The 12,915-nt window shown below is 72.6% G+C and carries 12 protein-coding genes; 1 reads left to right on the plus strand and 11 read right to left on the minus strand.

All coding sequences use genetic code 11. The features are described 5' to 3' along the window. Nucleotides 1–3 precede the first annotated feature (3 nt). From rplS to proS, 7 genes are all read right to left on the minus strand, one after another. Entirely contained in the window at nt 4–354 is a 351-nt protein-coding gene (gene rplS / locus ACIP64_RS26220) for a 50S ribosomal protein L19 (RefSeq protein ID WP_401591383.1), read from the minus strand. 131 nt (nt 355–485) lie between these two features. Then, nucleotides 486–1,295, minus strand: coding sequence for a tRNA (guanosine(37)-N1)-methyltransferase TrmD (gene trmD / locus ACIP64_RS26225; protein ID WP_401591385.1), 810 nt, complete (start codon nt 1,293–1,295; stop codon nt 486–488). After that, nucleotides 1,295–1,894, minus strand: a complete 600-nt coding sequence (gene rimM / locus ACIP64_RS26230; RefSeq protein WP_401591387.1) for a ribosome maturation factor RimM — start codon at nt 1,892–1,894, stop codon at nt 1,295–1,297. Before rimM ends, trmD begins: the two co-directional genes overlap by 1 nt. 91 nt (nt 1,895–1,985) lie before the next feature. Further along, the gene (locus tag ACIP64_RS26235) at nt 1,986–2,225 is read right to left on the minus strand and encodes an RNA-binding protein (protein ID WP_319659722.1); all 240 of its coding nucleotides are present in this window, start codon (nt 2,223–2,225) and stop codon (nt 1,986–1,988) included. Nucleotides 2,226–2,227: 2 nt separating this feature from the next. Then, nucleotides 2,228–2,659 carry a 30S ribosomal protein S16 gene (rpsP, locus tag ACIP64_RS26240; RefSeq protein WP_401591389.1) on the minus strand — a complete coding sequence of 144 codons (432 nt, stop codon included), beginning with the start codon at nt 2,657–2,659 and terminating at the stop codon, nt 2,228–2,230. A 220-nt stretch (nt 2,660–2,879) separates the two neighbouring features. After that, entirely contained in the window at nt 2,880–3,473 is a 594-nt protein-coding gene (locus ACIP64_RS26245) for a hypothetical protein (RefSeq protein WP_360911184.1), read from the minus strand. Between the two features lie 190 nt (nt 3,474–3,663). Then, the gene (gene proS / locus ACIP64_RS26250; RefSeq protein WP_401591391.1) at nt 3,664–5,076 is read right to left on the minus strand and encodes a proline--tRNA ligase; all 1,413 of its coding nucleotides are present in this window, start codon (nt 5,074–5,076) and stop codon (nt 3,664–3,666) included. 227 nt (nt 5,077–5,303) lie between these two features. Here proS and ACIP64_RS26255 point away from each other — a divergent pair, with 227 nt between their 5' ends. After that, on the plus strand, nt 5,304–6,128 hold the full coding sequence (locus ACIP64_RS26255) for a methyltransferase domain-containing protein (RefSeq protein WP_401591393.1): 825 nt from the start codon (nt 5,304–5,306) through the stop codon (nt 6,126–6,128). A gap of 52 nt (nt 6,129–6,180) precedes the next feature. On the opposite strand, the gene ftsH is transcribed toward ACIP64_RS26255, so the two are convergent. The 4 genes from ftsH to ACIP64_RS26275 all read right to left on the minus strand — a co-directional run bounded on the left by ftsH (nt 6,181) and on the right by ACIP64_RS26275 (nt 12,862). Then, nucleotides 6,181–8,130, minus strand: a complete 1,950-nt coding sequence (gene ftsH, locus ACIP64_RS26260) for an ATP-dependent zinc metalloprotease FtsH (protein WP_401591395.1) — start codon at nt 8,128–8,130, stop codon at nt 6,181–6,183. Nucleotides 8,131–8,178: 48 nt separating this feature from the next. Beyond that, nucleotides 8,179–8,694: a GNAT family N-acetyltransferase gene (locus tag ACIP64_RS26265; RefSeq protein WP_401591397.1), complete on the minus strand. Its 516-nt coding sequence runs from the start codon at nt 8,692–8,694 to the stop codon at nt 8,179–8,181. A 73-nt stretch (nt 8,695–8,767) separates the two neighbouring features. Then, nucleotides 8,768–10,300, minus strand: a complete 1,533-nt coding sequence (gene ffh / locus ACIP64_RS26270; RefSeq protein ID WP_401591399.1) for a signal recognition particle protein — start codon at nt 10,298–10,300, stop codon at nt 8,768–8,770. A gap of 84 nt (nt 10,301–10,384) precedes the next feature. After that, nucleotides 10,385–12,862: a [protein-PII] uridylyltransferase gene (locus ACIP64_RS26275; RefSeq protein ID WP_401591401.1), complete on the minus strand. Its 2,478-nt coding sequence runs from the start codon at nt 12,860–12,862 to the stop codon at nt 10,385–10,387. Nucleotides 12,863–12,915: the final 53 nt, after the last annotated feature.

The raw sequence follows: 12,915 nt of genomic DNA on the forward strand, positions 1-12,915 counted from the left end.
GACTCAGCGGTCGCGCTTCTCCTTGATCTTCGCGGCCTTGCCGCGCAGCTCACGGAGGTAGTACAGCTTCGCGCGACGGACGTCGCCGCGGGTCACGAGCTCGATCTTCTCGAAGATCGGGCTGTGCACCGGGAAGGTACGCTCGACGCCGACGCTGAAGGAGACCTTGCGGACCGTGAAGGTCTCACGGACGCCGGAACCCTGGCGGCGGATGACAACGCCCTTGAACTGCTGGATACGGGAGCGGTTGCCCTCGATCACGCGGACGTGGACGTTGACGGTGTCACCGGGGCGGAAGGCCGGGAGGTCGCTGCGCAGCGACGCGGCGTCGACGGTGTCGAGCAGGTGGGACATGTGTGTCTGCTTTCTTCGCCCATGCCACAGGTCATCGGCGGACATAGTGATGGTGATGAGTGCCGCCGCGTCGGACGGGCGTCGTGTCCCCCTGTGGCAGGGGCGCGCGGCGGACGCAGAGCGGCAGCCGCCTATTCTTCCACGGCTTCCGGGGCTCGCCAAAATCGGCCGTCCTCGCGCGGTGCCCAGCCGAGGGCGGCGAGGATCGCCCGGTCGTGCTTGTCGAGGGCCGCGGGGTCGCAGCGCTCGATCAGATCCGGGCGATGAGCCGAGGTGCGGCGGAAGGCCTCGTCGCGGCGCCAGCGGGCGACCTTGCCGTGGTGGCCGCTGAGCAGCAGGTCCGGCACGCCGCGGTCCCGCCAGACCGGCGGCTTGGTGTAGACGGGGCCTTCGAGCAGGTCGGCCATCGCGCCGGGGGCGAAGGAGTCGTCGCGGTGGGACTCGGCGTTGCCGAGCACGCCCGGCAGCAGCCGGGCGATCGCCTCGACCATGACCAGCACCGGGGCCTCGCCGCCGGCCAGCACGTAGTCGCCGATGGAGACCTCGCGCACGTCGAGCCGGTCGCCGTACTCGTCGATGACGCGCCGGTCGATGCCCTCGTAGCGGGCCGGGGTGAACACCAGCCAGGGCCGTTCGGACAGTTCGACCGCGAGTTCCTGGGTGAAGGGGCGCCCGCTGGGGGTCGGTACGACGAGCACCGGCGCACCCTCGCCCGAGGCCAGGACGGCGTCCAGCGCCTCGCCCCACGGCTCGGGCTTCATGACCATCCCCGGGCCGCCGCCGTAGGGGGTGTCGTCGACCGTGTTGTGCCGGTCGTGGGTGTGCTCGCGCAGGTCGTGGACGCGGACGTCCAGCTGGCCGCGCGTCCTGGCCTTGCCGACCAGGGAGACGTTCAGCGGCTCCAGGTACTCCGGGAAGATCGTGACGACGTCGATGCGCATTACGCCGGCTCCGCCCCGCCCTCGCCGTCGGCCTTGCCTCCGTTGTCGGCGCTGCCGGTGCTGTCGGCGCTGCCGGCCGTCTCGGCCTCGGCCTCGTCGAGCAGGCCCGGCGGCGGGTCGATGACCGCCCGCTGCGCCTCCAGGTCGATCTCGGGCACGATCTCGCCGACGAAGGGCACCATGACCTCGCTGCCGTCCGGGCGTTCCACGACGAGCAGGTCGTGGAAGGGCAGGTGGGAGATCTCGGTGATGCGGCCGACCTCGGTCCCGTCGACGGTGACCACGTCGAGGTCGATCAGCTGGTGGTCGTAGAACTCCTCGGGGTCCTCCGGACGCTCCTCCGGGTCGACCTCGGCGATCAGCAGGATGTTGCGCAGCGCCTCGGCGCCGGTGCGGTCCTTGACGCCCGCGAAGCGCAGCATCAGCCGGCCGCTGTGCACGCGCCCGGTCTCGATCGTGAGCGGTCCGGCCGAGGCCGGGTCCGTGGCCAGTACGGCGCCCGGGGCGAGCCGCAACTCCGGCTCGTCGGTGCGTACCTCGACCGAGACCTCGCCCTTGATGCCATGGGCGCGGCCGATGCGTCCCACTACCAGCTGCACTTGTTCGCGCTCCTGTGCGTTGCCTGTCGGATACGGCTCGGGCCGGGGGCGGCGGTGACGCCTCCCCCGGCCCGTGCCGGTGCTTCGTGTCTCAGCGAACCTGGTCGACGTCGACGAGGTCGACGCGCACACCACGTCCGCCGATCGCGCCCACTACGGTGCGCAGGGCACGGGCGGTACGGCCGTTGCGGCCGATCACCTTGCCGAGGTCGTCGGGGTGCACCCGGACCTCCAGGACCTTCCCACGACGCAGAGTGCGCTCGGCGACCTGCACGTCATCGGGATTGTCGACGATGCCCTTGACCAGGTGTTCGAGGGCCTCCTCGAGCACGATCAGGCCTCGGTCGACTCGGCCGCCTCGGCGGCCTCGTCCTTCTTGTCCGACTTCTTGGCCTTCTGGGTGATGGCCTCACCCTTGGGTCCGTCCCCGGCGTCCTTGGCGGCAGCCTCGAACAGGTTGCGGTGGTCGGCCTTGGGCTCGGCGACGAGGAGCGGGGCCGGAGCCGGCTCGCCCTTGTACTTCTGCCAGTCGCCGGTCTTCTTCAGGATCGCGAGCACGGGCTCGGTCGGCTGCGCGCCGACACCCAGCCAGTACGCCACGCGCTCCGCGTCGACCTCGATGCGGGACGGGTTCTGGACCGGGTGGTACAGGCCGATCTCCTCGATGGCCCGGCCGTCACGGCGGGTCCGGGAGTCGGCGACGACGATGCGGTAGTGAGGCGAACGGATCTTGCCCAGACGCTTCAGCTTGATCTTGACTGCCACGGGAGTGGGTTCTCCTGGTGTTGACGTGGGTTGGGCACACCTGACCGCCACGTGGGGTTGTGGAGGCGGATGCCCGACGGACGCGTCAGCCGAAGGAGAGAGGGGTCCTGCACGGCTGCCGAGTGCTCAGCTGACCATTGTGCCATACGGCGGGCATGCCGCCGCACGCCGGGAGCGGCCCCGGCGGTGCTTGCCGTGCCCGCCGCCGCGGGCGGCCGCCTCAGGCGACGGCCGCCGCGGCCTCCGGAATCCGGAAGGGTGTCCCGCACGCCCCGCAGACGATCGGCGCCTGCGCGAGCACGGACGGCACGACGCGGACGTTGCGCCCGCAGTCGCAGACCGCCTTCACCCGTACGCCGCCGCCCGAGGACCCGTGCCGGGCGGCGGGCCCGCGGAAGCTGCGGGCGGTGTCGGCGGCGGTCGCCGCGGTGTGCGCTCTGAGGGCGCGCTGCAGCCGGTCGATCGTGGCCCGGTAGCGCTTCTTGGTGTCGGGGCGCATCTGGACCAGGGAGAAGCCGCTGCTGGGGTGCGGCTCCTCGGCGTGGTCCAGGCCGAGTTCATCGGCGATGGCCAGGAACCGACGGTTGTGGTAGCGGCCCGCCCGCGAGGTGTCCCGGACGCCGCGGGCGGCGGCGACTCCGTGGACGGCCTCGTGCAGCAGGCGCTCGAAGGAGAGCTCCGTGCCGCACGCGGACGAGGACTCTCCGATCAGGGACTCGGGGGCGGCCAGATCGGGCAGCTCGGGGTGGTGCCGTTGAATGTCGGCCCATGCGACTGCCAGCTCGGCGGCGAGGACTGGTGGTGTCGTGCTCACGTCGTGACAACGAGCCGGGGGCGCCCGGTGTTCCGATACCGGGCCATCCCAAATATTTTGCACGTACTAGTCAGTTCAGGATGATGAGTACGGCCGAGGGCGGGTGCGGAGAACAGTGGAGAAGTCACGCACCCGCCTCAAGGAAGGACGTACTGCCGATTACGTACGTCGCTTTTCAGTCACCTGACGGTCAGTATGCCCGCGCGACGACCGCGACGGTACCCGGCGCGTCGTCCGAATCCGGCACGGCCCCGTCCTCGGTGAGCAGGCAGCGCACGGACACTCCCTGCTCGGCGAGCTTGGCCTCGCCCTCCGGGCCCAGGTCGGCCCACGGAATGCGGGCCCAGCCGGTGGCCGCGGCCTCGGCGGCCTCGCCGATGGTCGCGACGTCCACGGTGCGCGACTCGCGGCGCTCGCGGGACTGGCGCAGCAGCGTGGCCTGGTCCTCCTCCAGCGCCTTGGGGATCAGCGCGGTGAGCTCGTCGATGGCCACCGGCTCCTTGCCCCCGGGGATGCGGCGGGCCAGCATCGCGGTGCCGTTCTCCAGGTCGCGCGGGCCGACCTCGACGCGGACGGGCACGCCCTTGAGCTCCCAGTCCACGGCGCGGCGGCCGAAGGGGGTGTCGGTGCGCACGTCCACCTGCACGCGGACGCCCGCGGCCTTGAGCCGGTCGCCGATCTCGCGGACCTTGGCGACGACCGCGTCGTCCCCCTTGATCGCGAGCACGACGGCCTGCACGGGTGCCAGCCGCGGCGGCACGCGCAGTCCGTTGTCGTCGCCGTGGCTCATGATCAGGCCGCCGACCATGCGGGTCGAGGTGCCCCAGGAGGTCTGCCAGACCAGCTCCTGCTGCCCCTCCTTGGACAGGTAGGAGGTGTTGAAGGCCTTGGCGAAGTTGGTGCCCAGCTCGTGGCTGGTGCCGAGCTGCAGCGCCTTGCCGTCGCCCATCATGCCTTCGAGCGTGAGGGTGTTGATGGCGCCGGCGAAGCGCTCGCGGGCGGTCTTGCGGCCGAGCAGGACGTCGATGCCGAGGATGCCGGTCATGAAGTCGCCGTAGACCTCGCGGTGGATCATCGAGGCGTAGTCGCGCGCGTCCTCGAAGGTGGCGTGCGCGGTGTGGCCCTCCTGCCAGAGGAACTCGCTCGTGCGCAGGAAGAGCCGCGAGCGCATCTCCCAACGGACGACGTTCGCCCACTGGTTGATGAGCAGGGGCAGGTCGCGGTAGCTCTGCACCCACTTGGAGAAGTACTCGTTGACGATGGTCTCGGAGGTGGGCCGGACGACGACCGGCTCCTCCAGCTCCTTGCCGCCGCCGTGGGTGACCACGGCCAGCTCCGGGGCGAAGCCCTCGACGTGCTCGGCCTCCCGGGTCAGGTAGGACTGCGGGATGAAGAGCGGGAAGTACGCGTTCTGGGCGCCCGCCTCCTTGATCCGCGCGTCCATCTCCTGCTGCATCCGCTCCCACAGCGCGTACCCGTACGGCCGGATGACCATGGTGCCGCGCACCGGGCCGTTGTCGGCCAGTTCGGCCTTGTTGATCAGGTCCTGGTACCAGCGCGGGAAGTCGTCCGCCTGGGGCGTGAGTACGGGAGCCTTTGCCATGCCGCAGATGGTACGGGTCCGCCGCCGCCGGACGTGAATCGACGGGGCGTGCGCCCCGTCGCGGGTTCGGCTCAATCCCCGCCTTCAAACCTCTGGACTACGGCCCGGAAGGGGAGTTGGCTGACCTAGGGGGCGTGCACCGCGTAACCGGGAACATGCGCGGCGTAACGGGGGAGCGGACGAGGAAAGCTTTCAGCGAGACCGCGACGCGGCTGAAGGGGCGATCTATGACACCTACGCTCGCACACCCACCGATCCACCGGACCGACCAAAGGGCGCGGGACTGGGCCGAGATCCAGGAGCGGATGCTCGTGCCGCTCTACGAGTCCGTGCACGAGCGCCTGAACGTCGGCACCGGAACCCGCCTGCTGGGCGTCGGATGCGGTGCGGGGCTCGCGCTGCTCATGGCCGCCGCCCGGGGCGCCACCGTCACCGGGTGCGACCCCGACGACCACCGGCTGGCACTCGCGCGGCAGCGACTGCTGCCCGCCCCGCAATGGGGCGTCCCCGCGCCCTCCTCCGGCCGCGTACGGCTGGTGCCCGGCGGACCAAAGGCGGCGGCCGTGCCCGGAGCGCGGCCGTTCACGGTGATCACCGCCTTCGACCCGGCGGCGCCGCCCTCGGACCTGGTGCCGGCGCTACGCACGGCGGCCGCCCTCGCCGAGCGCGGCAGCCCCGTCGTCCTGGCCGGCTGGGGTCCGCCCGAGCGGTGCGCGACCGGACGGGTGCTGCGGGTCGCCGCACGCCTGGCCGAGCCGCGCGGCGCCGCGGTGGAGACCCGCCTCAGCGGCCGCGACGACCTGGAGGACATGGCCCGCGGGGCGGGGCTGCGCCCGGACGGGTCGGGACGGGTCTCCTGCCCGTTCGGCTACCCCGACATGGACAGCGCGGTCCGCGGCCTGGTCTCCACCGGGCTCTTCGACGCGGCGGCCGCCGCCACGGACGGGGACCAGGTGCGCAAGGAACTGCGGGAGGCACTGCACCCGTACCGGCGTGCGGACGGCACCGTGCGGATGGAGAACGTCTTCCGCTACCTGGTGGCACGGGTCTGACCCGCTCCGGGCCCGGTTCACTTCAGGGACCCGGACCCTTGGTGTCGATCATCTAGTCGAGGTTCCCGGTCGGCTTCTCCAGCCGGGGGATGCCGGCGGCCGCGTACGCCTCGCCCTCCTCCAGCGTCTCCGCCTCCAGCAGCCGCTCCGCCAGCGAGTCCAGTTGCCCGCGGTGCTGGTCGAGGAGGCGGCAGGCGGTGCCGTAGCACTCGTCGACGATGCGGCGCATCTCCGCGTCGACCACGTCGAGGGTGGAGGGCGCGGCGGACAGCCCGTACGGCTGCTGGGCGTCGGACGGGATCGCCGACAGCGGCCCGACCCGGTCGCTCATCCCCCATCGGCCGACCATGCCGCGCACGAGGTTGGTGACCTGCTCCAGGTCGTTCTCGGCGCCGGTGGTGATCACCCCGAAGACGACGTGCTCGGCGGCCATGCCGCCGAGCGCGCCGATGATGCGGCCGCGCAGGTACTCCTCGCTGTAGGCGTAGCGGTCGGCGTCGGGCGTGGACAGGGTGACGCCCAGGGCGCGGCCGCGCGGCACGATGGTGATCTTGCGTACCGGGTCGGCGCCCGGCTGCAGCATGCCGAGCAGGGCGTGGCCCGACTCGTGGTACGCGGTGCGGCGCCGTTCCTCGGGGGAGAGCACGAGCGGACGCTCGGCGCCGAGCTGCACCTTCTCCAGGGCGTCGGACAACTCACGCTGCCCGACGGCCTTCTTCCCTCGCTTGACGGCGAGCAGAGCGGCCTCATTGGCGAGGTTGGCGAGTTCCGCGCCCGTCATGCCGGGGGTCGCGCGGGCGATCCGGGTGAGGTCGATGTCGTCCTGCAGCGGGACGTCCCGGAGGTGGATGCGGAGGATCGCCTCGCGGCCGGCGCGGTCGGGCGGGCTGACGTGCACCGTGCGGTCGAAGCGGCCGGGCCGGGTGAGGGCGGGGTCGAGGACGTCCGGGCGGTTGGTGGCGGCGATGACGACGACGCCCTCGGAGCCGGAGAAGCCGTCCATCTCGGTGAGGATCTGGTTCAGGGTCTGCTCGCGCTCGTCGTGGCCGCCGAGTCCGCCGGCGGCGCCGCGGGCGCGGCCGATGGTGTCGATCTCGTCGATGAAGATGATCGCGGGGGCGACCTTGCGGGCCTCGGCGAACAGCTCGCGCACCCGGCCGGCGCCGACGCCGACGATCATCTCGATGAACTCCGACGCCGAGGCGGAGAAGAACGGCACATCGGCCTCGCCCGCGACGGCCCGTGCCAGGAGCGTCTTTCCGGTACCGGGCGGTCCCGCGAGCAGGACGCCGCGCGGCATGCGCGCCCCGAGGGCCCGGTAGGCGTCGGGCCGCTTGAGGAAGTCCACGACCTCGTTGAGTTCGGCCTCGACCTCGTCGATGCCGGCGACGTCCTCGAAGGTGGTGCGCCGGCCCTGGTCGGGGCGGATCGGCACGGGCGTCTTGCGTCCGAATCCGCCGAGCCCGCCGAGGCCTCCCCCGCCGGCCAGCCGGCTCATGCGGCGCGCGACGAAGAGCCACAGCAGGACCAGCAGCAGCACCGGCGCCAGGGACAGCGCGATATTGTACAGGATGCCGCGCTGCTGGACGACGGGCTGCGCGGTGACGGTGACCTTGTTCTTGGTCAGCGCGCCCCACAGGTCGTCCTTGGCGAAGACCGGGCGCTGCGTCTTGAACTGGGTGTAGGTCTTCTCCCCCGAGCTCTTGGGTGCGGGGGCGGACTCCCTGAGCTGGCCCTCGATGGCATCGCCCTTGGAGTAGATCTTCGAGATGTTGTTCGCGGCGAGCTGCCGGCCGAACTCGGAGTACGAGATCGTGATCGGGCGTGCGCCGGCGACCAGCGACAGCACCAGGTCGGTGATGACGAAGACGACGACCGCGGCCAGGATCATGCCGCCCCAGCCGCCGAGCCTGCGCCGTCGCCGGGTGGGCGGTGACGGCGGAGCCCCCTCCGCCCGCCAGGGGTCGCCCGGGTTCTTCCGGGGCGGTACCGAATTGGCCATATTGGCACCATACGGACAGCCGCCCGCGCGCGCCCCTCAAGTTCCGGGTCAGGCCCCGGGCCACTCCTCGGCGGTCAGCGCGAAGCGCTCGTGGTCCCGCCAGGCGTCGTTCAGGTAGAGCATCCGGGGCGAGAAACCCTCGTGCCGGAAGCCGAGCCGCTTGGCCATGGCGACCGACCGCTCGTTCTCCGGCTGGACGTTGATCTCCAGCCGGTGCAGGCCCAGCCCGCGCGGCTCCGCGGTGAAGCAGCGGTCCACCACCAGGCGCAGGCCCTCGGTCATCCGGCCCGTGCCGACGAAGGGCACGTAGCTGTCGTAGCCCAGCGAGGCGTTGCGGAACCGGCCCATGACGATGTTGGCCACGTTGCACTTCCCCGCGATCAGGCCGGTCTCCTCGTCGACGATGAGGAAGGTCCGCAGGCCCGGCCCCTGGCGGCGCAGCAGCTCCGGCAGCCCGTCCGGTTCGACGGGATTCCACTGGCCCACGTGTTCGGCCGAGCGGAGGACGGCCTCGCGGTACGCGGGGGCGTCGGCGAATTCCGGCAGGCGGATGTGAACGCGCATGCGTCCATCATGCCCGTGCGCCGCGGGCACCCCCCTCCCGGGGGCGTCCGCGGCACGGCACGGGGCGACGGGCTCAGCCCATGAACTTCTTGAACTCGTCGGGCAGTTCGAACTGGTTGCCCTGGTCCTGCGGCACGCCGAAGGCATTGCCCGCCTGCTGCTCGCGGCGGGCGGCCTCGGCCTTGGCCTCCTCCGCGCGCTTCAGCGGGTTGCCGCTCTGGCGCTTGCCCTTGGCCTTCTTCTGCTGCTTCTTCTGGCGGCCGCCGCCCATGCCCGGCATGCCGGGCATCCCCGGGATACCGCCCTGGGCCATCCGGGACATCATCTTGCGCGCCTCGAAGAACCGCTCGACCAGGCCCTTCACCGCGCTGACGTCCACACCGGAACCGCGGGCGATACGGGCCCTGCGGGAACCGTTGATGATCATCGGGTCCTGGCGCTCGCCCGGGGTCATCGACTTGATGATCGCGGCGGTGCGGTCCACGTCGCGCTCGTCGAGGTTGTTGATCTGGTCCTTGATCTGGGCCATGCCCGGCAGCATGCCGAGCAGCTTGGAGATCGAGCCCATCTTGCGGACCTGCTCCATCTGCTGGAGGAAGTCGTCGAGCGTGAACTCCTTGGGACCCTTGGCCAGCTTCTCGGCCATCTTCTGGGCCTCGGCCTGGCTGAAGGTCTGCTCGGCCTTCTCGATCAGGCTGAGGACGTCACCCATGCCGAGGATGCGCGAGGCCATCCGGTCGGGGTGGAAGGCGTCGAAGTCGTCCAGCTTCTCGCCGTTGGAGGCGAACATGATCTGGCGACCGGTGACGTGCGCGATGGAGAGCGCGGCACCACCGCGCGCGTCGCCGTCGAGCTTCGACAGCACCACGCCGTCGAAGCCGACGCCGTCGCGGAATGCCTCCGCGGTGTTGACCGCGTCCTGGCCGATCATGGCGTCGACGACGAACAGGATCTCGTCGGGCTGCACGGCGTCGCGGATGTCCGCGGCCTGCTGCATCATCTCGGCGTCGATGCCGAGGCGGCCGGCGGTGTCGACGACGACGACGTCGTACTGCTTGGCCCGGGCGTGCTCGACGGAGTCCTTGGCCACCTGCACCGGGTCGCCCACGCCGTTGCCCGGCTGCGGGGCGAAGACGGCGACACCGGCCCGCTCACCGACGACCTGGAGCTGGTTGACGGCGTTGGGGCGCTGGAGGTCGGCCGCGACGAGCAGCGGGGCGTGGCCCTGCGTCTTCAGCCAGCGGCCGAGCTTTCCGGCCAGCGTGGTCTTACCGGCACCCTGCAGACCCGCGAGCATGATCACGGTCGGCGGCTGCTTGGCGAACCGCAGACGGCGGGTCTCGCCGCCGAGGATGCCGACCAGCTCCTCGTCGACGATCTTGATGACCTGCTGGGCCGGGTTCAGCGCCTGCGAGACCTCGGCCCCCGCGGCCCTCTCCTTGACCTGCTTGATGAACGCGCGGACCACCGGCAGGGCGACGTCCGCCTCCAGCAGCGCGATACGGATTTCGCGCGCCGTGGCGTCGATGTCGGCCTCGGAGAGGCGGCCCTTGCCCCGGAGGTTCTTGAATGTCGCTGCGAGGCGGTCGGAAAGGGTGTCGAACACGTCGGTCGCGGATCCTCAGGTCGGGGGCGGGAGGTGGATCGCCCTCCAGGGTATCCGCCCGGCCCCTGAAAGGTCTCCATGGCGTCAGCGCAGCGCCCGCTCCACCTGCTCGGCGAGCTCGGCCGCGCGTACGTCAGGAAGCGGATCGCCGTTGCCGTCGGTGACGTAGAAAGCGTCCACCGCGTTGGCGCCGAGCGTGCTGATCCGGGCGGAGCGCACATTGACGCCCGCCGTCTCCAGGGCGCTGCCGATCCGGTGCAGCAGCCCCGGGGCGTCATGGGCGCGGACCTCGATGACGGTCGCCGCCTTGGAGGTGCCGGGCGCGACGGTGACCCGCGGCGGGGGCGGGGTCACGCCGCGCCGCCGGGGGTAGGCCGACTCGCGCTCGGCGAGCCGGGTCCCGATGTCCAGCGAGCCCCCGAAGGCCCGGGCGAAGTCGTTGCGGAGCCTCGCAGCCTCGGGCAGGGAGCCGTACTCGGCGGCAACGCGCCAGCGCAGCAGGGTGACCGGGCCCTCGCCGATGGGGTCGACCGCACGCAGGTCGGCGGCGCGGACGGTGAGCCGGTGCAGGGCGAGGACGCCGGCGGCGGCCGCCAGCAGACCGGGACGGTCCGGCACGGCCAGCAGCAGCTCGACGCCGACCGGCTCCGGCTCGTCGTCCGCCGTGTCCCGCGAGGCGGCCTCCGGGCCGGGCTCGGTGTGGGCGTGCAGCGCGATCACCGGGCCGCGGGTACGGGCGGCCTCGACCGCGAGGCGCTCCTCCTCGGCGGTGGTCTCGGGGGCCGCGGGCTCCGGCACCTCACCGCTCGCCAGTACGGCGGCGACCCGCTTGACCAGGTCGGCGACCAGGGAGGCGCGCCAGGCGCTCCAGGCCGCGGGGCCGGTGGCCAGCGCGTCCGCCTCGGTGAGCGCGTGCAGCAGCTCCAGGGTCTCGGTGTCGCGCACGGCCTCGGCGACGGCCTCGACGGTGACCGGGTCGTCCAGGTCGCGGCGGGTCGCGGTCTCGATCAGCAGCAGGTGGTGGCGGACCAGCAGGGCCAGCGTCGCGACGTCGGCGCGGCCGAAGCCGAAGCGGGCCGCGGCGTCGCGTGCGATGATCTCGCCCGCCTCGGAGTGGTCGCCGGGCCAGCCCTTGCCGATGTCGTGCAGCAGGGCCGCGATGAGCAGCAGGTCGGGGCGGCCGACCCGGCGGGTCAGCCGGGAGGCGCGCACGGCGCACTCGACGAGGTGCCGGTCGACGGTCCAGATGTGCACGGCATTGCGCTGCGGTCGGCAGCGCACCCGCTCCCAGTCCGGGATCAGCCGGGTGACCATGCCCTCGGCCTCCAGCGCCTCCCACACCGGGACGGTGGACTCCCCCGCCCCCAGCAGCGTCACCAGCTGCTCGCGGGCCTCGGCGGGCCACGGCACCGGCAGCGGGCGGGCGGCCTGCGCGACGGCGAGCCGGCGGACCGCGTGCAGGGACAGCGGCAGTCCGTTCTGCGCGGCGGCCGCCGCGGCGCGCAGCGGCAGCGCCGGATCGCGCTCCGGCCGGACCGTACGGGCGAGAACGGCCTCGCCCTCGTGCTCCACGACGCCCTCGGCGAGCGGAGTGCGCTCGGCCGTTGCCGCGCTCTGCTCGGGGCGGCCGAGGCCGAGCAGGCCGCGCCGCCGGGGCCGGGTCTGCCGCGCGCGCAGGACCCGGCCGACCTCGCGCCAGGTGACGTCGGAGGCGTAGGAGACGGTGCGGGCCGACTCGTACACCTGGCGCAGGAGGGTGTCGGCGTCGAGCAGGCCGAGCGCGTCGGCGACCTGGTCCTGCTCCTGCAGCGCGAGGCGGTCGGTGGCGCGGCCGGTGACGATGTGGAGGGCGTCGCGGGCGTCGAGCAGCCGGGTCCGGGCGTCCTCCAGGCCCTCGCGGGGCGCGTCGGCCAGCCAGGAGGCGGCGACGGCGCGCAGTGCGGTGGCGTCGCGCAGGCCGCCGCGGGCCTCCTTGAGATCGGGTTCGAGGAGGTAGGACAGCTCGCCCTGGCGCTCGGCGCGCTCCAGGCAGAGTTCGTGGAGCGCGGGCAGCCGCTTGGGGGCCTGGTTGCGCCAGTCGGCGAGGACGGCGGAACGCAGGGACGCGGTCAGAGCGGCGTCGCCCGCGATGTGGCGGGCGTCGAGCAGGCCGAGCTGGACCTTGAGGTCCTCGCCCGCGGTCCTGCGGGCCTCGGCGGGGGTCCGCACCGAGTGGTCGAGGGCGACGCCCAGGTCCCACACGGGGTACCAGACACCGTCCGCGAGGGACGCGACGGTGGCGGCCTTCCCGGAACCGTCGTGCAGGAGCAGCAGGTCGAGGTCGCTGCGGGGGGAGAGCTCGGCCCGGCCGTAGCCGCCGACGGCGACCAGGGCCCAGGTGCCGGCGCCGGCCCGGGCGGCCGCGCCGTGGGCGAGCGCGGCCAGCCAGCGGTCGGTGATGCCGGCCAGTGCCTTGCGGCGCGCCGGCCCCGAGGGTCCGTCGCCGTTCAGCAGCGCCAGCCGGGCGGCGGCATAGCCCTCCGGGGTGTTGTCGCCGGCCTTGGCCTCGACGCTCTCCGTCACACTGTCTCCCGTCGCCGTGCGGACGGGGCGCGGCCGGATCCCGGCCGCGCCCC

This window comes from Streptomyces sp. NPDC088733, from assembly GCF_044751185.1.
GTDB lineage: Bacteria > Actinomycetota > Actinomycetes > Streptomycetales > Streptomycetaceae > Actinacidiphila.